Genomic DNA, 21,773 nt, shown 5'->3' on the forward strand with positions numbered 1-21,773 from the left:
TATCGTAAACAACGCCCCGTCGATGTAGAACCCGTATTTGCACATATCAAAGCTAATCGTGGCTTCAAACGGTTTTTATTGAAAGGGATAAGCAAGGCTGAAGTAGAAGTCGGGTTGCTTTCCATCGCTCACAACTTAAAAAAATGGAAAGCGTAAAGCTTTTTGTATCGTTGTTTAATGCTAAAGTACACCGGGGAACATAGATGCATACACAAATCAACGTTCAACCAAAACTTGTAGCTTTGATCTGAAAAAAGTAGCTAATAACTCAAAAAATAACACAATAAAAAAACCGTCTCATAATTGACTTATGAGACGGCTACTAGTTTTATACATAATCAAAAAACTTGTTTACAATGGTTAATGTTTCCCTTTTCCATTGCCCTTTCCGGCTCCATGACCCTTCCCCTTGCCGTTCCCATTCTCTTTTGAATACATTTTTTTGGCTTGTCCAGGAGACATTCCATGAGGATGGCCTTTAACTACATAATAGCGTGGATCGTCACTATATTTGATCACCTTTTGCCCTTTTACTTTTTTATATTTTCCATAGCGCACCCTATCATTATCAAAATTATGATAGGCGTCCCTTGAATTGATTACTACCTTATACCCATTATACAGATCGTATCCGCTATACCTGGAGGGCAATGATACTGAAAAGTTCCATCTACCATTATCCATGTAAATAAACTGTCTTTTTGGTACATAATAGTAACTCTCAATGTCCGGAAGGTAATAGTAATCTACATGATCGTAACCAACAGGCCCCCATAGGGGTTGTGATCCGATATTTACGTTTATACTCACTTGTGCAGAAGACCGGAACGAAACAAAGCCAATTGCAATAAGAAGAGTTAGAAATATTTTTTTCATAATTATAGTCGGTTACCTTAATAAACAATTGAATCACGTAATTGTTATTTATTATTATTGCTTAAGTGTAATCGTACCTAAACTGGTGTTTTGACCAAGAGCCACATTAACATTTGTAATGGTACTGTCTCTGTAGCCAACTACGGGAACAAATTTTACTGAATAGCTACCTGCCCCAAGTCCACCAACAGTAAATTTACCAGTCAAAGGATCCGCAATTGTACCTACGGTATCAGTTCCTGCAATTACCAGCACCTCTGGATGACTCAACAACGGCAATACAGTTCCAGATACTAAGCCCGACGTTGCTGCTGTGACCCCTCTAACTACAGGTTTAAGCAAATACTTACCATTTCCAGTGCTCACAATAGATTTCGCCGCATCAAAATCAAGCAATAATGAATACGTTACCCCCGGAACCAATGATGGGTTTGCTTTAAGTTTAACTTTCCAGCCAGACGATTGTCCACTTGGAGTAGTGAGTGCCTGTGAAACCCCACCGACCACAATAGTATTTCCTGAATCATTCAATACTAGTCTAATTTCAGTGATTTCCCCGCTTGGCATTTCTCCTGAGGCAACCAGAATATCAGGATTACTGCTACCAATTCTAAAATCCAGGATATTAAAAATATTTGTAGTGGAAGCAAAAGTATAAGGCTTACCATCTGAAAATAGTACGATTTCCTTAACACTCAGGTTGATTTTGTCAAAGTTTCCAGGTGCATCAGTCATTCGGATCTCGACTTTGGTTGTTCCGCTCGCAGAACTATCACTGTCCTTTTTGCATCCAATAAAGAGCGCAAGTCCTGCAAAAAAGCAGGCTAATCCAGAATACATGATTCTCTTTTTCATAGTTTTAGATTTTAGTGAATATTAACATTTTCGTTACTCAAAATTGCAGTGCGAACATGAATTCAACATGAAATTCTGAGTTTATTTGACCCCAAAATTTCATCTTAAATTCATGTTCAATGGTGACATTTGTTACGGTGACAAAATCTTTATATTTACATAATGAACAGACCACTCATTTTCAAGGCGTTGTTAACTTTTATTTTTTCCGCCCCCTTTTTGCTTTGGGCGAGCGTACCGATGAAAAAAGGAAATTTAATCGATACTGCTAAGTACCAATTACAGGATGAGAAAAAGGATAACAAACAAAAACCTGATCAGAAACCGGAACCCAATAAACCCGATATCAGAGAAGTACCTAAAGCCCGTAAACAAACCCGACCTCCTGTAGTGGTGGTCAAACCAAATATTAAAGTAAAGCCTATAAAGGTTATCCGTCCAAAGATCAAAAGACCGTAGTGCATACCCTATGATGAGATTTATATTTCTACTAGTCTTGATTTCTATGGCTTCCTATACTGTGCAGGCACAGCAGGACAGTACTGAAAAAACAACCCTCACTTTAGCCGCTCTCTACAGCAGCAACGTGAGTTATTATGGGCAAGCTACGAATGAAAAGCTCCCTTATATCCTGATTAATGCAACAGTCAGGTTTCCAATTGGCCTGTATTTTTCTGCAGGTTCATATAAGCTTTTAAATTATGGTGGAGGTTTATCTGAAACAGATCTTGGAGCTGGTTTTGATTATGACTTTAATGATCAATTCAGCACGGGAATAGCTTATACACGTTCCTTTTTCCCTTCAAACTCGCCATTATTACAGGCCTCGAACGAAAACAATTTGAATTTCTCAGCTAAGTATAGCTGGCCCTGGCTCAAAAGCTCATTTAGTGCCGACTATGCTTTTGGGCAACAGAATGATATTTTTCTAAGCCTTACGCATTCCAAAGAGATCAGCATAGGCAGTTTATTTAATGAGAAAAACGCCCTTTCAGTAGAACCTGCTATAGAACTGGTAGCAGGCACACGGCATTTTTATGAAACCTATACAACAAAAAAGAACAATCGGGACAAAGCGAATGGAAAGGGCAAAGCTCCTGTTTCAGCCGGGAATTCAAATTCAACGATCACCACTACGGTAGCTTCTGACAGTTTTAATCTATTATCTTATAATTTTAAACTCCCACTTAGCTTAAGTAGGGCCAATTATATCGCAGAAGTTAGTTATCAATTATCCGTTCTTGGACCTAAAGCCGAAGCTGAGTTAAAACATCAGCAATCGTTTTTCGGTCTGGCTTTTTACTATCAGTTTTAATCCAAATTCCTATGAAAGTATTAATCGTTGAGGATGAAAAAACACTGGCGCATGAAATGGATTCTTTTCTAAAAAAAAGCTTTTATCTATGTGATATTGCGCATACCTTCAAAACCGGGTTGGAACAATTAGAACTGAATAAATACGACTTTATATTAATAGATTTAAGTTTGCCGGACGGCGATGGATTGGAAATCCTGAAAAGAGCCAAAAAGAACAATCCTGACGCGGCTTATATCATTATTACCGCAAGAACTCAGCTAAAAGACAGGATTAGTGGACTGGATCTTGGTGCCGATGATTATCTGGCCAAACCATTTTACCTTTTAGAGCTGCAATCCAGAATGCAGGCCATTGCTCGCCGGAAATTCAGCATCACCGAAGAATTATTATCTATTGGCGAATTCCATATAGATCTTCCAAAAAGAGTAGTCACATTTGGCCCGGAAAAGATCGAACTTTCTCGCAAAGAATTTGACCTACTGAGTTATCTTCTACTCCATAAAAATCGGGTATTGACCCGTGCTCAACTGAGTGAGCACATTTGGGGCACCTTTGTTAATGATGATTACGATTCAAATTATATAGACGCTCATATCAAGAACATTCGTAAAAAATTAAATACATGGGCGGATACAGAATGGCTGGAAACAGTGCGTGGTGTAGGCTACCGAATTAAAAAATAACATGAAATTATCTACTAAACTTACGCTTTTCATTACCGGATCAAAACTGGTAATTGTATTGTTATTTGTTCTGGCGTTACCATTTCTTGTGAAACAGATCGCTTCAGAATATACCAATTATACCTTAAAGCAGCAGCGGAAAAAAGTGCTCGATATCATAAAAAAGAATGGCACTGACTATTACTTTCAGGGTGAGGCTAATTATGGCAGCTATACGATGCTTAAGGAAGAGTTCATAGCCTTACTACCGGTAGAATCCAACCTAAACATGGATACGATTAAAAATTCGCAACGTCTTATAGAAAGGGATACACTGAACTATCGAGTACTGAGCTATACCTTTAAAAACAAGGATAAGAATTATCTATTGGAGATCGGCAAAACAACTGCAAGTATCAATCAGTACAACAAGCCTTTACAACGATTTGCCTTATATGTGTTGATCACGCTGATTGGGCTGACCATACTCATTGACCTTACTTTTATTCGTGTGTTGATCCGTCCGCTGGCAAAAATTATAAAGACAAAGCTAATAAACCGGAAATTCCCGTTTAAAGATGGGCAAAAACGGGTTCAAACCAGTACAACTGATTTTAAATACCTGGATGAATCTCTAATCCTTTTAATGAATCAGATCAATGAAGCCTTTTACAAGGAAAGGGAATTTACATCTAATGCTTCCCATGAGCTAATGACACCTATAAGTATTCTTCAGAATAAAATGGAAAATCTGCTTACGGACGAAACCCTGGATGAGCCATCTACTTTGGCTATCATAGAGATGATGAAAACTGTAGACAGGTTAAAAAACATCACCAAATCTCTGCTGTTGATTTCCAGAATTGAAAATGAGCAATACATCAGAAAGGAACAGGTAAAGCCGCTAATACTATTTAACGAGATTGTAGAGGAGATCAGTCACCGACTCGAGGAAAAACACATCAAAATTATTCTGAATGTCTCAGCAGCGGCAATATTGGAAGGAGTTAATAAAGACTTGTTGTTTCAATTGTTTTTTAATCTGATTCACAATGCCATAAAGTTTAATCGGAATGAGGGAAGTATTTTTATAAAAGACAGCTACTTAAATAATGGCGCTTATGAGATTATTATTACTGATACTGGCATCGGAATTCCTAAAGAGGACTTACCATTTGTTTTTGACCGTTTCATGAAAACGAATCTATCTGGTGATGTAGGATATGGTTTAGGATTAGCCATCGTAAAAAGTATTGCGATGTACCATCAAATACAAATTAATGTTCAATCTGAGATTGGTGAGGGTACGACTTTTAAAATAATATTCCCTAAAAATTGATATTGCGACACCGCTTAATTACTAACTATCCTCCAATTTTGCACTTCTCAACCTTAAAGAGTTTAAAATAACCGATACGGAACTAAAGCTCATCGCCAGCGCTGCAATCATAGGTGAAAGTAGGATCCCAAAAAAAGGATATAGAAGACCCGCCGCGACTGGTATGCCCAAAACATTATATCCAAGGGCAAAAAACAGATTGCCTTTTATATTGCCCATTACTTTATGGCTCAGCAACCTTGCTTTTGCAATACCATTCAAATCACCTTTTACTAGAGTAATCGCGGCGCTCTCTATGGCTACATCTGTTCCTGTGCCCATGGCAATTCCAATATCTGCCTGAGACAACGCAGGGGCATCGTTAATGCCATCACCTGCCATGGCGACCTTTTTACCTTCGGCCTGTAATTTCTTTATTTCATTCAATTTATCTTCCGGCAACATTTGCGCTTCGAAACCATCCAGATTCAAAGTTTTGCTTACGGCTGCAGCGGTATCTTCATTGTCTCCGGTAAACATTATAACCTTCACCCCTTCTTGCTGAAGCTTATGGATAGCTGCTGCACTGGAGGCTTTAATTTTATCAGAAATTACCACAAAGCCAATAGCTTTATTTCCAGCTGCCAAATAGGATACTGTTTTACCTTGCTTTTGTGCTGCTTTGGCTTGTTCTTCCAACTCAGGAGCAATTTTCGCTTTAACATGCTCCATTAACTTCCGGTTGCCTAAAGCCAATTTTTCTCTCTCAAGCTCGCCCGTTACGCCCTTACCTGTTACTGCCTCAAAATTTGAAATAGGCTTAATGCCAACCTTTTTCTCTTTGCCATAGTCTAGTGTAGCTTGGGCCAAAGGATGTTCACTACTACTGTTCAGTGCTACGATTCTTTCAAGTATATCTTTTTCGGTAAAATCAGAATCAGCACTAATAATGTTTTCGACTGATGGTTTGCCTTCCGTAACCGTTCCTGTCTTATCGATAATCACGACATCGATGGCATTCATTTTCTCTAAGGATTCTGCATTTTTAATGAGCACGCCAGACTGAGCACCTTTTCCTACGCCTACCATAACCGACATTGGTGTGGCAAGCCCAAGCGCACAAGGACAGGCAATGATTAAAACAGCAATCGCATTTACAAAGGCGTAAACATAGGAAGGTTCAGGCCCATATACTGCCCATACTCCAAATGTAGCGATGGCGATCAGTACCACTACGGGTACAAAATATCCTGAAATCTTATCTGCTAACTTTTGAATCGGTGCTTTGGAGCGACTAGCAGAGTTTACCATCTCAATAATCTGGGCCAATAGTGTTTCTGAGCCTACTTTTTCAGCGAGCATCACAAAAGTTTTATTCCCATTGATTGTACCCGAACTTACTTTATCTCCGGGCCCCTTTTCCACTGGAACAGGCTCCCCGGTGATCATAGATTCATCAATGGTAACCTCTCCATCTTTGATACTCCCGTCAACAGGTATTTTCTCCCCTGGCTTTACCCGCAGCATATCATCCTTCTGAATATCATCTATCGAAACCACAGATTCTTTACCTCCTACAATCTTTGTGGCCGTATTTGGAGCCAGTTTCAACAGTTCTTTAATGGCACTATTGGTCCTACTATGTGCCCGGGCTTCTAAAAGTTGTCCAAGCAATACCAACGTAAGAATAACAGTTGCTGCCTCAAAATACACATAAACAGTACCATGATGTGTTTTGAATTGGTCTGGAAAAACACCTGGAAAAAGAAGGGCTACAAGACTGAAAAGCCAGGCCACCCCAGCACCAATGCCAATCAAAGTAAACATATTCAAATTCCAGGTTATTATGGAACGCCAAGCCCGCTCAAAGAACATCCGGGTCGCATAGAAAACTACCGGAAGAGAAAGTCCAAATTGCAGCCAGTTCCAATATTCAAGCCCCATCAGTCTGAATAGTGGATTATTAGGGATCATCTCTGTCATCGCGATCATAAAAATGGGGATAGTAAAAAGGGCCGCTATCTTAAACTTAGTCAGCAGCTGTTTGTAGGTCTTATCTTCTTCCTCACTTGTGCCGGCAATAGGGATCAAGTCCATTCCGCATATAGGGCAGGCTCCGGCTTCATCTCTGATGATTTCAGGATGCATTGGGCAAGTAAACTGTGTCGTTTTGTTTAACACAGGCTCCTTTAAAAGATCCATACCACAAACCGGACAAGTTCCAGGTTTATTATATGTTTTATCTCCTTCACAATGCATTGGACAATAGTATACGCCTCCTGCTTCTTCGTTATTCAGCTTCGCAGCAGTTTTATCATGATGCTGGTGGTTTGAATGGCTCTGGTGATCAGCATGCTTGTCTTCGGTAGGTTTCATGATAAGATGATTAATAAGTTAATAATTTAATGTGATTCCAGCCCCGTAGCCCATATCACTATCATAGTGGGTAGATAGACCAAAATACTTAGTGACGATGTATCTAAATCCAGCCATATATTCTTTATCTGTGTTGACCATGAATTGAAACCGGAGTCTTTCGGAAATAGGTATGTCTTCTCTCCTCAATTGAAATCTGACATTTCCTTTATGATCTAATGAAGCATCTGCTACAACTAGCATTGGCAAAGTATACTGAACCCCTAAATGAAATACGTGTCTAAGATTTTTGGTATTGCTTTGTCCGAAAAGATTGTCTGCTGGGGATAAGAATTGCCCAAAAATATTTTTGACCATTGGGTCAACTGTTCTTTTACGAAGGTCCCAGCCAATATAAGGGAACAACCATTGGTTTCGACCTATATATCTTCCAAAATGACTTTCCGTTTCATAACCCATTTCTTTATCAAAGCCGACTCTCCATTCTGCAGTGAAACGATAACGGGTGTTGGACAGCATAATTTCGCCATCACTGCCATTGGATTCAATTCCTATTCTTGCCATAGGATGAATTGCCTGGTCGTCGTGAAACAACATTCGCTGGGCCATTTTCGGATCAGGAATTTCAGGATTGGGTGCTGTGTTTTCATAACTGAAAACACGTCCCATTCCACTCATCATGTGGTATAGGATATGGCAGTGAAAAAACCAATCCCCACCAGCTTCAGAAGCCGCAAATTCTATGGTATCCCTTTCCATCGGCATAATGTCTAAGACATTTTTTAGTGGAGCATTTTCCCCTTGCTCATTTAGCACCCTAAAATCATGACCATGAAGGTGCATAGGATGACGCATCATACTATTATTGAATAAGATGATACGCACATTTTCACCCTTCTTAATCAGAATTTTATCGCTTTCAGAAATAGTTTTGTTATCCAAAGTCCATACATAACGGTTCATATTCCCGGTAAGATTAAACTTTAGCTCCTTCCATGAAACATTGGGTAAGGTTGTTTTTTTCGGGTCACGAAGCATTCCGTAATTTAAGGTAACGATGTTTGAGGACTCGGGATACATAACTGCATTCATATCCATGATCTGGTTCTGCATTTTCATCCCCTTCATTTCGATCATGTTACCTCGCATATCCATCATGTCGTTCATCATCTTCATTCCGGCAAAATATTCCAGCTTTGGCAATTTCTGGGCTGGAACTTTTTCTCCTTTGCCCAACCACAATGAAGCAGATTTTGTCCGGTCTTCGGGTGTTACCAAAAACTCATAGCTTTTATTTTCTGGAATGCTAACTACAACATCATAAGTTTCAGATGCGGCTATGATTAACCTATCCACTTCCACAGGCTCTACGTCATTTCCATCAGAAGCCACTACAGTGATTTTACCTCCTGCGTAAGTGAGCCAAAAATAGTCGGATGCACCGCCATTAGCGATACGAAGTCTTACTGTATTTCCGGCTTTAAATTGAGGTTGTTCATTTTGGTTCTTGCCATTGATTAGAAAGGTATCATAATATACATCGCTGACATCCATAGCATTCATGCGTTTCCACTCATTGGCAACTTTGGTTTTGAAATGCCCCGACCTGATGGCCTCTGCATAACTTTGAGTAGTTCCCTTTTTAATGGCAAACCAATCGTTAGCATTTTTCAGACTCCGGTTTACCTCCTCAGGTTTCATATCCGTCCATTCACTGATGACCAATGGAATTGTTGGAATGTCCCACTCTTTCCTTTTGTTGAGAATAAAAGCACCATACATACCAATTTGCTCCTGAAACATGCTATGACTATGATACCAGTGTGTCCCCGTTTGAACGATAGGGAATTTATAGACATAGGTAGCATTTGGCATAATTGGCATTTGCGTAAGGAAAGGAACTCCGTCCATTTTGTTCGGCAGAAACAGTCCATGCCAGTGAAGAGATGTTTCTTCCTTCAGGTTATTATGTACATATATCAATGCCGTATCACCTTCAGTAAAGGTTAACGTTGGCATTGGGATCTGTCCGTTTACCGCAATTGCTCGTTTTGTTTTTTTTCCATAAGTGACCGTAGTGTCTGCTATGTAAAGGTCATAACGCACTGTCCGAGGGGGTTGATTACTTGAAATGGTTTTTCTTCCCATTCCATCATTCTTTTGGGGCATATTTTTCATGGGCATTTTCATTCCCTTCATATCCTGCGCAGAAGCTGCAGAATAAAGGATCAATAAAAAAGCCATTAGTATGTTTTTCATTGCTATGTGATTAAAGGTTAGTTAGAAATTCTTTTTACTTAAACTATCCTTTGAATTTTGAACCCAAATGCATTTTTGCTATCCTAAAGCAGAATTATTTGATAAAATCTAAAAATCAATTGTACAGCCACAACCCCCAAATGAGGGTGAAGCTGTACAATCAACAAACAGGATTACTTTAAAGTTTCCTTTATTGCCCCACAGGTTAACATTTGTTTACCGTAATAAGGATTTTTGATCGCTGCATTATCAGAAAGCCAATAACTTTTTTTCATTGGACAATAATCATAATAAACCGCCTCATTAGTAAGCTTTACAGTTTTGGCCAGTTTAAAAAGATCAACTGAAAAGTTCGCGAATTGCGCTCTTTGTTGGGATAGGTCTTTGCTTTCGGAGATTTGTTTAGCGCCAAGTGCTAATTTATCTTTAAGGCCTATAAAAGCTGTCTTTTCTTGTCCAGACAATGATTTCAGATCTATTTCGGCTAATGTTTTAGAAAATTCAGTCGCTGATGAAGCTGCAACAGCGGCATCGGAATTCACCAACGCATTTTTGATGCCGTAATAAGAAGTTAATAATGATTGCGTTTGATTATTTTGAGCGAAAACAGGTTTAATCCATGCAGTAGCTATTAAGACAACTGCTAAAAATATATTTTTCATGATTCAATAATTTAATGTTTATACTAATTTTTGTGCGTAGCAATAGCCTGGTAAAAATGTACTTACAGACTAGTTCGCTATAAATCAACTCCTAGCAATTAAATTTTATATCTGAAAACTCTGAATAACGATACGGATGTCTTCGTTTGGCGGTCGGGATCGATGGTCTACATAAAAACGCTGTTCCAGTTGAGTACTGATTAACGGAGCGAACAACTTATAAGAAAAATCAGGCAACCAAATGAAAGACAAAGCAACCTGTGCTTTAGCACTGTCTGGAATTAGTTTGCTCTGGGCAACCAAGTCATTTACCAACGTTTTGCAACAATGATCTTCGGTTGAAGAAATGAGTCTTGTTATTGGCTTATCCTTCTGTCCGTGCCTATCTGCATGAGAATGATTTTCATCATGATGATTTCCCTCCATTGTTAAAGCACACCCCAAACCAACAACGGTATTGAGTAAAAATATCACTAACAGACAGATAGCTTTACTTTTCATGATGATACAAATCTATATAAAGATGCAAAATTACATTTACACTATTTCGAGTTTTTTTTATATCTAATTGACCTTAAGCATATCTATTTAGCTATATTGCCGCCAAATCTGAACAAAATTTGCAACGAATAAGGTCCTTCATACTGACTCTAATAGACTTTTTCTATCCACCCTTTAAGAAGGTGGTTGGTCAACAGACTTTCAGGTATGCGGTATGTGGGGGAAGTAATGCCATGCTGAATCTTCTGATTTTCTCCCTTAGCTATAATCTTATATTTCATACCGATATCATATACCTATTGGGGCTTCCGATTACCAGATATATTGCCTCTTATATTGTTGCGCTTTCCGTCAGCTTCCCAATAGGTTTCTGCCTAAATAAGTATGTGGTATTTCAACAATCAAATCTTCAAGGGAAAACACAATTGATGCGTTATGGCGCATTAACTTTCAGCACAATATTTTTAGATTATCTCCTATTACATTTATTGATAGGATATTTCAAGCTTTGGGCAACTGGTTCGCAGGCATTCATCATCATTATCCTCTCCTTAATCAGTTATTTGGTTCAAACCCACTACTCTTTCAAAACGGTAAAAAAGTAGTTATAAATTAGCTGTAAACTGATGGCTGGTGCCATTCTTATAGCTCTGTTTATTTAGCCAAGCCATTAAAAGATCCATTCTGCTGATCATTGAATCCCCGGAGTTTTTGCTCACATACCCTGGAAAGCCATACTTGTTTTTATCAGTCAGATCTGTAAATTCCCATGGGTGAAAATATAGGTTTACATAACCATCATTTTTATAGCTTCTCTTTACCAGATATTTGTAAATCCATAAGGGGAAGTTGTGAAATGAAAGCCAGAACAAAGGTATCCTGAATGTAGGACTAACCGATGCTGGTAGTTGCCAAACTTTGCCCTGCCGAAAATAAGTCCTGGAAATATGTAGGTTGTTATATCTGCCAGGCAACCAGGTTGGATTAATCGAACTGTTATAGGAATAACCAGCATCTTCAATTGCCTTTTCGTCAACTGGCATCATTCTGGGCATGCGAAAGCCATGAATTTCTGAGCCAAATAGCTCTTGAAGCTTCAATTTAGAAGCCAACAAGTCAGTTACCTCAAACTTGGAATGGTAATAGCCATGTGAAGCGAGTTCATGTCCTTCATTCTTTATTCTTTCTATAATATCCGATGCGTTGATTGCGAAAGTTGCCGTAGAAAAAAAGGTAGCTTTTATATTATGTTTTTTTAGCAAGTCTAAGATAACGTTAGTTCCCTGAACAGAAATCGTGATCTGATCCTCAAAATCAATGGTTTTGCCATATTCAAACGGCATATCAAATTCTTCAATGTCAAAACTAAGTAGTACCATTATTTGATATTGTCAATGTTTGTAGATCTGATGATATAGTTTGGCCTGTTTTTGGTCTGCATAAACATCTTTCCTATGTATATTCCAATTATCCCCAGAATGATCAGCTGCAATCCCCCAAAAAATGCAACGGTACTGATTAGTGAGGCCCATCCACTTACCCCTTTGCCAATACATAACGCATGTATGACGTATGGAATATAAAGCAGGGATAGAAATGAAAAGAAAAAGCCCAAATATACTGCCATATGCAACGGTTTAATGCTCAAGGATGTGACCCCATGAACGGCCAAACGCATCATTTTACTCCTATTGTATTTACTTGCCCCAGCAAATCTCTGTTCGGGTATATAATCAATTGCAAACTGCCTAAAACCGAGCCATTTGACGAGTCCTCGAACGAATAAGTCATTTTCTTTAAAATCTTTAAAGACATCAATTGCTCTACGGTCCAAAAGCCTAAAATCAGCAGTTCCAGGTTCTAGCTCAATATCAGAAAGAAAATTAAGCAACTTGTAAAAATAAGCAGATGTTTTTCGTTTCTTGTAGGACAGCCTTTTATCTTCCTTTCTTCTCGTATAAACCACATCGTATCCTTCCTCCCATTTTTCGAGCATCTGAATAAACATTTCAGGTGGGTGTTGCAGATCAGCATCGAGTGAAATCACACAATCGCCCTTTGCAAAATCAAGCCCTGCTTTCAATGCTGGTTGATGTCCAAAATTCCTGGAGAATTCGATGTAGAAGAAATTATCTTTAACCCTTGCCAGCTCTTCAATAACTTCAAGAGTTCTATCTGTTCCTCCATCATCCACGACAAGTACCTCGAATCTATAGTTCAGCTTCTCGAAAACCTTTTCTATTCGATCAACAATGACAATGATGTTATCCTCTTCGTTATGAGCAGGAATAACGACTGAAACCAGCTTAGGCATTTGATTCATTTGTCTTTAGGTTATAAGCGTCGACCAGGGTAAGCAACCAAACCACAAAAAAGGGCACACACAGCATCATCGACAGCATGGGATATTTTAAGGCTAAGGAATGAAATAAGAACTGAGGGAAACTACAGGAGAATATGACCACTAGCCCCAATAAATAGTGCTTCCAAATCTTCTTTTCTGTTAGCAGGTACCATATCCCCACACCTGGTATGGCTATGATATAAGTGCAATCTTCCGATCCCGTACTGAACAATACGGTAAACATCAATGTTGAAGCTAAAATCAGCAATTGAAAATTCTGATCCGCATATCTTTTAAAATTAAGATAAGGAATGAGGAACAGAACGCCACCAATCATTAAGAATGTGAGATTTGAGATGCCTGGATTAGACAATGCACCTCTTAAAAAGCCCATTATCGAAATATTATTATCCGATATATTGATTGCGTTCTTATTGGTGAGTGAAACCGCCCATCCCTTATATGAATTAATGATAAATTCTGGAGAGGAGAAAAACATTGGCAATACGAAGAAAACTACAGCCCACATCAATAGGTAAAGCACAAACCTCTTTTTATCCTTCACGAATAAAAAGAAAGCAAGTCCGACAATACCGTAGAGCTTGATGAACGTTCCCAATACAATAAACAGCGTAGACCATAGACCTCTTTTTTTATTCAACTGCGTATAGCTCAAAATAATAATTGACGCAATTAGAGGATTTGATTGTTCACTGAGTAAGGAGGAAATCAGGCATGGTATCGCGATAAGGAAGATTAGGTTTGTCTTTTTTAAAGGAAGGGTATTTATAGCAAAAAACAGTGCGAGCGTAGTGAAAAGATCCCACAGAAATAATCCCAGACCATTGGGTAACAAGGCAAATGGCATAAAAAAAACGCTGAAGACCGGCCCATAATGATTAGAATCGAAGTGATACTGTGGATATTCAGCATAGAAGGAAGTCTGATTGATCAGATTCCTGAAGGTATTTTCAAAAATAAGGTAATTGTTATACCTATGCGTAATCAACGATTGTGCGGCTAAAGCAACGGCAAGCAGGAGCCAAATGCTTAGCGATATAGTCTTGTTTCGGTCCAGTTTGAAACTGGATGGAGTTGTTAATAAAGATTTTATAAGAGTCATTTATGTCCCTGAAAAGTTACAATGTAAGTACTATTAATTTAATTTCAAAAAAGCCCTACAAAATTAACTCAATTTAAAATAACAATAATAATCCGAATGTTAAAGTTGGATTAAATTATAATTTTTCTGTGGCGACAAAGTAAGTGGGATCTTCATAAATATTGACTGAAATAACTTCATCGGCGTTTTTCAACAGCCTACGGCAATCATCACTTAAATGTTTTAATCGAAGTTTTTTGCCTGCTTTATTATACCTTTCAGTTAATTTGTTTAACGCCTCTATTGCAGACATATCCGTAACTTTGCTCTCTTTAAAATCAATGATCACTTCTTCTGGATCATTTAATACATCGAATTTTTCGTTAAAGGTTGCTACAGATCCAAAAAATAAGGGTCCATATATTTCATAGTGCTTTACCCCATTTTCATCAATGTATTTCCTGGCTCTAACTCTTTTGGCACTTTCCCATGCAAATACCAAGGCAGAAATAATAACGCCTATTAAAACAGCTAAAGCAAGATTATGAAGCCATACCGTTATCACCGCGACCAGAATCCCAACAAATACGTCTTGCTTTGGCATTTTATTGAAAATTTTAAAGCTGATCCATTCGAAAGTCCCTATGGCAACCATGATCATCACACCGGTTAATGCTGCCATTGGCACTTGACCAATGAGTGGTGCTCCAAATAATATAATTAATAGAATGGTTAAGGATGCGATGATCCCCGATAACCTTGCTCTTGCTCCCGCAGATAGGTTTACTAAAGTTTGTGCAATCATCGGGCAGCCTCCCATTCCAAAGAAAAAGCCATTTAAAATATTCGCACTTCCCTGAGCAATACATTCTTTATTGCCATTGCCCCTTGTTCCAGTGATTTCATCTACCAGATTTAAGGTTAAAAGGCCTTCTGTTAAACCAACTCCTGCCATAATTAAAGCGTAGGGAAAGATGATTTGTAAAGTTTCGAGGTTTAGCGGGATATTTGGAATATGAAAAGGTGGAAAACCACCACTTACTGAAGCAATATCACTCACTGTTTTGGTATGTATACCAAAGCCCAGAACAATAAGAAAGACAACAATAATCGCGACTAATGAAGGTGGTACTGCTTTAGTAATTTTAGGAAATAAAATCACGATAGCGATAGTTAAGGCGACTAAACCTGCCATGATCAACAAGGGTTCGCCCGTTAACCAAGTTAATTCACCATCTACAACCGTTTTAAACTGTCCGAGTTGCGCCATAAATATAACAACGGCCAATCCATTTACAAAGCCATACATTACTGATTGGGGAACTAATCTGACGAATTTTCCTAACTTGAATAGACCGACCAGAATTTGAATAATACCTGCTAATGCTACCGCAGCAAATACATATTCGATACCATTGGACTTCATTAATGCAATCAACACGATGACTGTGGCACCTGCTCCTCCCGAAATCAGGCCTGGTCTGCCGCCAAAGATAGAAGTAACAAGCCCCATAATGAAAGCGGCATATAAACCAACCAATGGAGGAAAGCCCGCTAAAATGGCAAATGATAAGGATTCGGGCATCATAGTCATGGCCACAGTGATTCCCGCCAGAATTTCAGTTTTATAGTTGATCTTTTGCGAAAAGTCGAAAAAACGTATAGGAGAAGACATTCTTTAATATTTGAACATCAAAAGTAACGAAAATATTGCTGCTTGGCCTTGGGCTATGCCAACAAGGCATCTGACAATCATCTTTCTTATCTTACATCAATGCCAGGCAAACGGGCCATACCTATTTTTGTATTACAAAATAAGAAAGGAAATTTATGGCACAGTTTGTTTTACATAAAGGGAGCACCAGGGGACACGCCAATCATGGCTGGCTGAATGCTCATCATACGTTTAGTTTTGCAAATTATCACGATCCGGAAAGAATGCACTTTGGTGTATTGCGGGTTTTAAATGATGACAGTATTGACGGGGGAATGGGGTTTGGCACACATCCGCACGACAATATGGAAATCATTACCATCCCTCTGGAAGGCGCGCTAGCACATAAAGACAGTTTAGGAACATCCTCTGTCATACAACACGGAGATATACAGGTGATGAGTGCGGGTACGGGTGTACAGCATAGCGAGTTTAACGGCAACGCTGATCAGACCGTAAAATTACTTCAGATATGGCTGTTCCCCAACAAAAAAAATGTGACTCCACGCTATGGACAGATTACGCTGGACATTACCAAAAGACACAATAACTTCCAGCAGATTTTATCTCCGGATCCGGATGATGCAGGAGTTTGGATACATCAGGATGCCTGGTTCTCTTTAGGTACTTTTGATGAGAATTTTGAAACCGATTACCAGATCAAAAAACAAGGAAACGGGGTTTATGCTTTCGTTATTAAAGGTAGCGTAACCATTGATGGACATGAACTGAGTACCCGTGATGGATTGGGTATATGGGATACGGATAAAATTAGCTTTAAATTCAATACGCCAGACACAGAAGTACTGTTAATGGATGTACCAATGAAACTATAAATCCCTATGAAAAAACTGACCATTTTATACGTTGGTCGTAACCAGGAGATTACCGACACCATGAACCGCCTTTTAAATGCAAGGGAGGAGTGGAAAGGAATTACAACCTGCCTGGACGAAGAAGCACTGGTAATGGTTAAGGATACGCACATAGATCTGGTATTGCTGGGTAACGGGATCTCTGCTGTAGCAGAGGAAAAACTAAGGGCTGGCCTGATACGTGTCAGGCCAGCCCTTAAAATTATTCAGCATTACGGAGGTGGTAGCGGATTACTTTATGGCGAGATTATGGCGGCATTTCGATTAGGAGTAATATAGATTTCTTTCTTTTGCATATTTATACTGAAGTTATACCTGCTAATCAGTCCTACACCAATAGAACCATCAAAGCCGGGATCCCAGCTTTCGGTTTGGCCCCCTCCGGCCATAAGGGTAACCGACATGTTTTTAAGAGGCGGTACATTTGAAAAAGAAAATGCGGCTGCCTTTCCGGCGAAGGTAGGGGTGGTCATTCCCATGCTTACTGTACTCCCGTGACTTTCGGATTTGAAGCCACTTACCAGCAGCTTATGCTGCTTTACAAACGGACGGAAACAAATCAGGTTGTAAGCTGCGCCGGTATCAAAGACAAAATTACCGGTATGGGGCTGATCTGCTGTAATGCTTAACGTTCCATGGATGATAAACAACCCGGCAGGAATGGTAAAAGGAATGGCAGTGCCTCCTTTTTCTTCAAAATCTCCGAAATTGTAAAGCAGCAATTCCTTGCGGTCATAATCTACTTTAACAATATAATGCCGGGCCAGCGTATTACCGATGATCCCATCGGTTCCCTCTTTATGCATTTCCTTGAATATAGCGATACTCTGATTTTTAAAATCAAAACTGCCCATGTGTACTGTATTTCCGCTGGAAATTGAAATGTCCATAGATCCACCTACTACTGAAGCTTTCTGAGTACGGGTAACCTTTAAACCGATAGAATCTGCCAGACCTGCTCCTACAGCCATCCCATCGGCCCCTGTGTCAAACAGCAGCTTTAATGGACGGGGAAAATCATTTAGTTTTACGGTAAGGATAATGGTGCCATTGCGACTTTCGAATGGAATTTTGGCAACTAACTTTGCCTGCTGCTGCGCGATAGCAAATTGCTGCAGGCAAAGTAAGAATATGACAAATAACTTAAATCTAAGGTTATCCATTTATTTCGCTAAGGTTTTTTCAAGTAAAGCTTTAAGCTCCGGATTAGATGGTCTGGGTGAATCTACCGTTACGATTTTCCCTTTGCGGTCAAAAACCAGGAAACGCGGAATAGTATTCACCTTATAGTATTGTGAAAACTCATTTCCAGGGCCACCTGCAAATAATTGTGTGCCACCTAGCTTTTCGTCTTGGATCATCTTCAGCCATTTGTCTTTGTCTTTAGGGGCGTCGGTTGATAAGCTGATAATCTCCACATCCTTTCCTTTCATTTCCTCTTCAAGTTTCTTAAGATGAGGAATTTCTGCTTTGCAAGGACCGCACCAGGTGGCCCAAACATCTACCAGCACAACTTTACCTTTTAATGAAGCCATAGACACTGTTTTACCTTCTTTATCTGGATAAGAAAACGCATAAGCATCATCACCAGGTTTTAGCGTAAGTAAAGGGGTCGCGATATCCAGGTTTCTTTTCTTCTGACCAGCGGTCAATATATATTTTCTGTAAGCATCCATCAGGTCTTTGTAGTCAGTATAATTTTTATACCTCATAGCAGTTTCCAATACAGCATCTCCTTTAAGCGTATCGTTGGGTATAAAAGAAAGTGTGCTTTTAAGCCCTTCCAAACCAGGAGCATATTTTATATTCTGCTGTCTCAAGTTTACGCTGATAGTCGCACTTAAAACCCTACTGCCCCATGGATAGCTATATAACAGGCTTGTATTTTTTGCCAGATCCTTTGCTTTAAGCGTAGCATAGTAAGGACTGTACTCTTCAACCGAAGGATGCGCAGAACGCGGCGTGTTCAGAAAATTAGTGGCATAGTTTACCATATCCAACTGAATGATGTCCTTCATCTGCTGATTGAACTTTTTATTTTTGGTAGTTTTTCCGTTTAAAAATGTTCTGGATTGTGCAGCAATTGTTTCCAAGTCAGGAAAGAAGTCTACGAAAGTGCTATTTACGCCCATAAAATTAATAGACTTCTGGTAGATAGGATCACTTAGTTTATTCCATTGATCCAGCAAAAGGTTTTCCTCAGTGTTGTTTTTTCCGGTAAGCTCGTAATTTTTCTCATCAAGCGTTAACGACAGCTTATCTCCGGCTTTCAGGTAAAACCTGTAATTTTCGTTAGGGCTTACTGCGGTTCCGGTGCCAATTACGTACAGACCTTCATAGCCAGGGTAAAACAAGAAGCCAAATTTACCATCCTCAGCTGGTACCGAGCTGGCAATTTCGATTGTTTTTCCTTCATCAACCTTGAATAGTTTTACTGCAGGGCGTTTCTTTTTTAACAAGCCGGTTACTTCAACCGGGGTTTGGGCAAAGGCAGTCACTGTTGTTAAAGACAACAACCCTGCGACAGCTAACTTTTTAATATTCGAATTCATTTTTTTCATTATTTAGATATTAGCGCTCTCTGTAATTTATGCTTTGGACCTTTCCAAAGCCCGTATAAGTGTCCAACAGTACCAGATCTCCCATTATCGGAGGGACATCATATCGGCTAAGTGATCCATTTTCCCCCTCGGGCTTTGCAGGATCATAACTTGCCACCATTAGTTTATTCAAATCCGGGTATTTAACTGTGCTATTAAATTCATAGAACTTCAGAAGCGATACCTTTTTAGCCCCAAGGTCCAGCATCATTTTAGTTTGTTTGGCAGACATATCATATTCGTACACTTTTCCAGCGACACTATAGAAGATATATCCCAAATCCGGGCTTACCGCATAAAACTCTGCTTTTGCAAAATCAGCAGCAGTTATCTCAGCGAAATAAGACTGAAGGTTATCGCTGCTTCTAAAACGGGCAAGGTAAAGTTTAGCCGTACCTGGGTCCTTTAAAATAGAAAACACTTCACCTCCATTAAATCTGACCCACTTCATATAAACCATATCCATTCCTGTGCTAAAGCTAAATTTCTTAAGGTCAATCGTAGGATCCTGAATTACGGTACTGGTTGGAGCTTGTCCTACATGCTTAATGAACCGTCTGTTAACTTTATCATAAAAAATGGCGTGATCTGCACTTACAGGCTGACTTGCAATAAATGGAGCCACTTTTATAGCCTTTTGTTCTGCAGCTATGTAACTGATAGGAGCTGTAAAATAAATATTTTGAGGCCGATAGTAATAATAAGCATTCTCTTTGCCAACCATATAAGCTGCATTCCCCCCTGCATTTCTGATTTCATCTGCATAAAATCCTGCCGGTATATCTCCGTACATTTCATTTTTTAAGCCCATTGTGGGTGTCCATTTAAAGGTATTAGGCTCCACCTTCTCCGTGCTTTGATCTGTACCAAAATAAATACCGTAAGATATTTTATCTGGTCCAAGCAATAATCCGGTATTATAACTATAGGTCATAATCGGCTTGCCCTTTAATGTGAGTTCTGACGAGGTGGTTCCCAATAAATCTTTGATCAATTCAAACTCACCTGTTGTCTTTTTGGAAAGCATATCTACGCGGGCTGTTCCGTTTACATCACACATCAGGAACCAACCTTCATTGATTTCGTTAACAACTTTCAAAAAGAATTTCTTACGGTATTTAACCCCACTAGCATTATCAGTTACCCCATAGTAAAATTCATATGTGCCGGCTATCAATGGCAGTAAAACATCAAGGTTCTTAGTCGTCGCCAGAATTTTCATTACAACTCCTCCACCTCCATTTGGAGAGATGTAAGCCCATTCATAACTATATTTATTGACATCTGTTCCCGCATCTAAACTAAATGTAAGTTCTGGATTGATCTGAAGACGTTTGCCAAAAGTTGCGGTTATGTTGTCGGTAATTCCACCAAATTTGACCACCTCATTTATTTCATTGTAATTATAATTACCCAAATCCTTTTTACAGGAAAGCAGGGTGGTTGCTGCCAATGTGGCAATAACGAATAGCTTATATATTTTTTTTAACATAACTTTTAATTAAAAGAGATAAATACTATTGAGCAGATGGGCCCATCACCATTTCTGTGCCGTCGTCCTCATATACAGTTTTTCCTGCCAAGCGCATTTCGTTCAGGTAGCGCTGCATGTATAAGCCGTAGCCTAAAGTTTCCCCGATCTGGACTGATGTATCTAAATATGCGGGATCTACATTCAAAACTGTAGTCATCAGCTCCAGCTTTTTCCGGCTAAATTTCCCAAGATAACCATCCAGCCAACGCCCCGGCCTCTTAATGATGTCATTAATAAAATACCTGTATTTTATATAGCTTATTTTCTGCTTTGTCGTCGCATTGATTGTCTTATCAATCATTGGGGTACTAAAGTTCTCATTTGGTTTCAGATCAAAAAATAGGGTAACGCCCTTAGTTTGCAGATCTGTAGTACGAAAGAACTTTATCCTGACGGTATCAGTAACCGTATTTTTCTTAATTGTGAATACCTTTGGCAGCACGTCATAATGGGTACCAGCAATAGCTGTTGAAGCTGGATCAATAACAAGTTCATAAGTTCTGTCCTGGCTACTAGGGGTACTAACAGTGGTTGTAATCACCGTTACGACTGAATCTTTCACTTTTGCCAGCGAAAAGGATAAAACGCTGGAATCGGTTAATACCTCCCCCTGGAACTTCAATCTTCTATTTGTTTCATTAAAATAGACAGAAGGTAACCCTTCATAAGTCTTCAGTTCTTGCTTCTTACAGGAAAACATGGTAATTAAAAGCAACAAAACTGAAATATGTACTGTAATTCTTTTCATCGAATGTATATTTTAGTGTAGGATTATTA

General features: G+C 39.1%; 22 protein-coding genes. 8 read left to right on the top strand and 14 right to left on the bottom strand.

Features of this window, described 5'->3' with window-relative positions; genetic code table 11:
- The coding region (locus BLS35_RS11445) for a transposase (RefSeq protein ID WP_175459569.1) at nucleotides 1-156 on the top strand (156 nt) is incomplete at its 5' end.
- 204 nt (nucleotides 157-360) lie between these two features.
- On the opposite strand, the gene BLS35_RS11450 is transcribed toward BLS35_RS11445, so the two are convergent.
- Together BLS35_RS11450 and BLS35_RS11455 are read right to left on the bottom strand one after the other, a co-directional pair.
- Nucleotides 361-876: a hypothetical protein gene (locus BLS35_RS11450; RefSeq protein WP_090781027.1), complete on the bottom strand. Its 516-nt coding sequence runs from the start codon at nucleotides 874-876 to the stop codon at nucleotides 361-363.
- 54 nt (nucleotides 877-930) lie between these two features.
- Nucleotides 931-1,731 carry a DUF4382 domain-containing protein gene (locus BLS35_RS11455; protein WP_090781029.1) on the bottom strand — a complete coding sequence of 267 codons (801 nt, stop codon included), beginning with the start codon at nucleotides 1,729-1,731 and terminating at the stop codon, nucleotides 931-933.
- Nucleotides 1,732-1,893: 162 nt separating this feature from the next.
- Here BLS35_RS11455 and BLS35_RS11460 point away from each other — a divergent pair, with 162 nt between their 5' ends.
- The 4 genes from BLS35_RS11460 to BLS35_RS11475 are packed head-to-tail and all read left to right on the top strand — an operon-like array spanning nucleotide 1,894 to nucleotide 5,050.
- Nucleotides 1,894-2,190, top strand: coding sequence for a hypothetical protein (locus BLS35_RS11460; RefSeq protein ID WP_090781031.1), 297 nt, complete (start codon nucleotides 1,894-1,896; stop codon nucleotides 2,188-2,190).
- Between the two features lie 10 nt (nucleotides 2,191-2,200).
- Nucleotides 2,201-3,046: a hypothetical protein gene (locus BLS35_RS11465; RefSeq protein ID WP_254778832.1), complete on the top strand. Its 846-nt coding sequence runs from the start codon at nucleotides 2,201-2,203 to the stop codon at nucleotides 3,044-3,046.
- A gap of 11 nt (nucleotides 3,047-3,057) precedes the next feature.
- Complete coding sequence (locus tag BLS35_RS11470) at nucleotides 3,058-3,732, top strand: response regulator transcription factor (RefSeq protein ID WP_090781033.1); 675 nt, start codon at nucleotides 3,058-3,060, stop codon at nucleotides 3,730-3,732.
- A 1-nt stretch (nucleotide 3,733) separates the two neighbouring features.
- Entirely contained in the window at nucleotides 3,734-5,050 is a 1,317-nt protein-coding gene (locus tag BLS35_RS11475; RefSeq protein WP_090781034.1) for a sensor histidine kinase, read from the top strand.
- Nucleotides 5,051-5,071: 21 nt separating this feature from the next.
- On the opposite strand, the gene BLS35_RS11480 is transcribed toward BLS35_RS11475, so the two are convergent.
- The 4 genes from BLS35_RS11480 to BLS35_RS11495 all read right to left on the bottom strand — a co-directional run bounded on the left by BLS35_RS11480 (nucleotide 5,072) and on the right by BLS35_RS11495 (nucleotide 10,827).
- A complete protein-coding gene (locus BLS35_RS11480; RefSeq protein ID WP_090781036.1) occupies nucleotides 5,072-7,405 on the bottom strand; it encodes a copper-transporting P-type ATPase in 2,334 nt (777 codons plus the stop codon).
- Nucleotides 7,406-7,423: 18 nt separating this feature from the next.
- Entirely contained in the window at nucleotides 7,424-9,553 is a 2,130-nt protein-coding gene (locus BLS35_RS11485) for a multicopper oxidase family protein (protein WP_371328244.1), read from the bottom strand.
- A 284-nt stretch (nucleotides 9,554-9,837) separates the two neighbouring features.
- Nucleotides 9,838-10,326 carry a DUF3347 domain-containing protein gene (locus tag BLS35_RS11490; protein ID WP_090781038.1) on the bottom strand — a complete coding sequence of 163 codons (489 nt, stop codon included), beginning with the start codon at nucleotides 10,324-10,326 and terminating at the stop codon, nucleotides 9,838-9,840.
- Between the two features lie 105 nt (nucleotides 10,327-10,431).
- Nucleotides 10,432-10,827: a hypothetical protein gene (locus BLS35_RS11495; protein ID WP_090781040.1), complete on the bottom strand. Its 396-nt coding sequence runs from the start codon at nucleotides 10,825-10,827 to the stop codon at nucleotides 10,432-10,434.
- A 119-nt stretch (nucleotides 10,828-10,946) separates the two neighbouring features.
- Between BLS35_RS11495 and BLS35_RS11500 the strand changes: the two genes are divergently transcribed.
- Nucleotides 10,947-11,432, top strand: a complete 486-nt coding sequence (locus tag BLS35_RS11500; RefSeq protein ID WP_132225981.1) for a GtrA family protein — start codon at nucleotides 10,947-10,949, stop codon at nucleotides 11,430-11,432.
- Here BLS35_RS11500 and BLS35_RS11505 read toward each other — a convergent pair whose 3' ends face one another.
- The 4 genes from BLS35_RS11505 to BLS35_RS11520 all read right to left on the bottom strand — a co-directional run bounded on the left by BLS35_RS11505 (nucleotide 11,433) and on the right by BLS35_RS11520 (nucleotide 15,948).
- Nucleotides 11,433-12,206: a polysaccharide deacetylase family protein gene (locus BLS35_RS11505; RefSeq protein WP_090781045.1), complete on the bottom strand. Its 774-nt coding sequence runs from the start codon at nucleotides 12,204-12,206 to the stop codon at nucleotides 11,433-11,435.
- Complete coding sequence (locus tag BLS35_RS11510; RefSeq protein ID WP_254778837.1) at nucleotides 12,206-13,150, bottom strand: glycosyltransferase family 2 protein; 945 nt, start codon at nucleotides 13,148-13,150, stop codon at nucleotides 12,206-12,208. The genes BLS35_RS11505 and BLS35_RS11510 overlap by 1 nt, the downstream gene beginning before the upstream one ends.
- Complete coding sequence (locus BLS35_RS11515; RefSeq protein ID WP_090781047.1) at nucleotides 13,134-14,294, bottom strand: glycosyltransferase family 87 protein; 1,161 nt, start codon at nucleotides 14,292-14,294, stop codon at nucleotides 13,134-13,136. Before BLS35_RS11515 ends, BLS35_RS11510 begins: the two co-directional genes overlap by 17 nt.
- A 115-nt stretch (nucleotides 14,295-14,409) precedes the next feature.
- Nucleotides 14,410-15,948 (bottom strand): SulP family inorganic anion transporter, encoded by a 1,539-nt coding sequence (locus BLS35_RS11520; protein ID WP_090781048.1) that lies wholly within the window; start codon nucleotides 15,946-15,948, stop codon nucleotides 14,410-14,412.
- A gap of 155 nt (nucleotides 15,949-16,103) precedes the next feature.
- Here BLS35_RS11520 and BLS35_RS11525 point away from each other — a divergent pair, with 155 nt between their 5' ends.
- A complete protein-coding gene (locus BLS35_RS11525) occupies nucleotides 16,104-16,823 on the top strand; it encodes a pirin family protein (protein WP_090781051.1) in 720 nt (239 codons plus the stop codon).
- Between the two features lie 6 nt (nucleotides 16,824-16,829).
- A complete protein-coding gene (locus BLS35_RS11530; RefSeq protein ID WP_090781053.1) occupies nucleotides 16,830-17,141 on the top strand; it encodes a hypothetical protein in 312 nt (103 codons plus the stop codon).
- Here the strand turns inward: BLS35_RS11530 and BLS35_RS11535 are convergent.
- Genes BLS35_RS11535 through BLS35_RS11550 form a run of 4 tightly spaced genes read right to left on the bottom strand, consistent with a single transcriptional unit; the run spans nucleotide 17,099 to nucleotide 21,744 of the window.
- The gene (locus BLS35_RS11535; RefSeq protein ID WP_090781056.1) at nucleotides 17,099-18,025 is read right to left on the bottom strand and encodes a retropepsin-like aspartic protease; all 927 of its coding nucleotides are present in this window, start codon (nucleotides 18,023-18,025) and stop codon (nucleotides 17,099-17,101) included. The genes BLS35_RS11530 and BLS35_RS11535 overlap by 43 nt on opposite strands.
- Entirely contained in the window at nucleotides 18,026-19,414 is a 1,389-nt protein-coding gene (locus tag BLS35_RS11540; protein WP_254778839.1) for a TlpA family protein disulfide reductase, read from the bottom strand.
- A 19-nt stretch (nucleotides 19,415-19,433) separates the two neighbouring features.
- Nucleotides 19,434-20,954 (bottom strand): PKD-like family lipoprotein, encoded by a 1,521-nt coding sequence (locus BLS35_RS11545; protein ID WP_090781057.1) that lies wholly within the window; start codon nucleotides 20,952-20,954, stop codon nucleotides 19,434-19,436.
- A 25-nt stretch (nucleotides 20,955-20,979) separates the two neighbouring features.
- Entirely contained in the window at nucleotides 20,980-21,744 is a 765-nt protein-coding gene (locus BLS35_RS11550) for a DUF4843 domain-containing protein (RefSeq protein WP_090781059.1), read from the bottom strand.
- Between the last annotated feature and the right edge of the window lie 29 nt (nucleotides 21,745-21,773).

The sequence above is a fragment of the Pedobacter sp. ok626 genome (genome assembly GCF_900100435.1).
GTDB lineage: Bacteria > Bacteroidota > Bacteroidia > Sphingobacteriales > Sphingobacteriaceae > Pedobacter.

What these genes read in the sequence shown, in the direction of transcription:
- BLS35_RS11520 (WP_090781048.1), bottom strand. Translation starts at nt 15,948, where the DNA reads ATGTCTTCTCCTATACGTTTTTTCGACTTTTCGCAAAAGATCAACTAT.
- BLS35_RS11525 (WP_090781051.1), top strand. Translation starts at nt 16,104, where the DNA reads ATGGCACAGTTTGTTTTACATAAAGGGAGCACCAGGGGACACGCCAAT.
- BLS35_RS11530 (WP_090781053.1), top strand. Translation starts at nt 16,830, where the DNA reads ATGAAAAAACTGACCATTTTATACGTTGGTCGTAACCAGGAGATTACC.
- BLS35_RS11495 (WP_090781040.1), bottom strand. Translation starts at nt 10,827, where the DNA reads ATGAAAAGTAAAGCTATCTGTCTGTTAGTGATATTTTTACTCAATACC.
- BLS35_RS11515 (WP_090781047.1), bottom strand. Translation starts at nt 14,294, where the DNA reads ATGACTCTTATAAAATCTTTATTAACAACTCCATCCAGTTTCAAACTG.
- BLS35_RS11460 (WP_090781031.1), top strand. Translation starts at nt 1,894, where the DNA reads ATGAACAGACCACTCATTTTCAAGGCGTTGTTAACTTTTATTTTTTCC.
- BLS35_RS11535 (WP_090781056.1), bottom strand. Translation starts at nt 18,025, where the DNA reads ATGGATAACCTTAGATTTAAGTTATTTGTCATATTCTTACTTTGCCTG.
- BLS35_RS11470 (WP_090781033.1), top strand. Translation starts at nt 3,058, where the DNA reads ATGAAAGTATTAATCGTTGAGGATGAAAAAACACTGGCGCATGAAATG.
- BLS35_RS11545 (WP_090781057.1), bottom strand. Translation starts at nt 20,954, where the DNA reads ATGTTAAAAAAAATATATAAGCTATTCGTTATTGCCACATTGGCAGCA.
- BLS35_RS11475 (WP_090781034.1), top strand. Translation starts at nt 3,734, where the DNA reads ATGAAATTATCTACTAAACTTACGCTTTTCATTACCGGATCAAAACTG.
- BLS35_RS11505 (WP_090781045.1), bottom strand. Translation starts at nt 12,206, where the DNA reads ATGGTACTACTTAGTTTTGACATTGAAGAATTTGATATGCCGTTTGAA.
- BLS35_RS11490 (WP_090781038.1), bottom strand. Translation starts at nt 10,326, where the DNA reads ATGAAAAATATATTTTTAGCAGTTGTCTTAATAGCTACTGCATGGATT.
- BLS35_RS11465 (WP_254778832.1), top strand. Translation starts at nt 2,201, where the DNA reads ATGATGAGATTTATATTTCTACTAGTCTTGATTTCTATGGCTTCCTAT.
- BLS35_RS11450 (WP_090781027.1), bottom strand. Translation starts at nt 876, where the DNA reads ATGAAAAAAATATTTCTAACTCTTCTTATTGCAATTGGCTTTGTTTCG.
- BLS35_RS11455 (WP_090781029.1), bottom strand. Translation starts at nt 1,731, where the DNA reads ATGAAAAAGAGAATCATGTATTCTGGATTAGCCTGCTTTTTTGCAGGA.
- BLS35_RS11485 (WP_371328244.1), bottom strand. Translation starts at nt 9,553, where the DNA reads ATGGGAAGAAAAACCATTTCAAGTAATCAACCCCCTCGGACAGTGCGT.
- BLS35_RS11480 (WP_090781036.1), bottom strand. Translation starts at nt 7,405, where the DNA reads ATGAAACCTACCGAAGACAAGCATGCTGATCACCAGAGCCATTCAAAC.
- BLS35_RS11510 (WP_254778837.1), bottom strand. Translation starts at nt 13,150, where the DNA reads ATGAATCAAATGCCTAAGCTGGTTTCAGTCGTTATTCCTGCTCATAAC.
- BLS35_RS11550 (WP_090781059.1), bottom strand. Translation starts at nt 21,744, where the DNA reads ATGAAAAGAATTACAGTACATATTTCAGTTTTGTTGCTTTTAATTACC.
- BLS35_RS11540 (WP_254778839.1), bottom strand. Translation starts at nt 19,414, where the DNA reads ATGAATTCGAATATTAAAAAGTTAGCTGTCGCAGGGTTGTTGTCTTTA.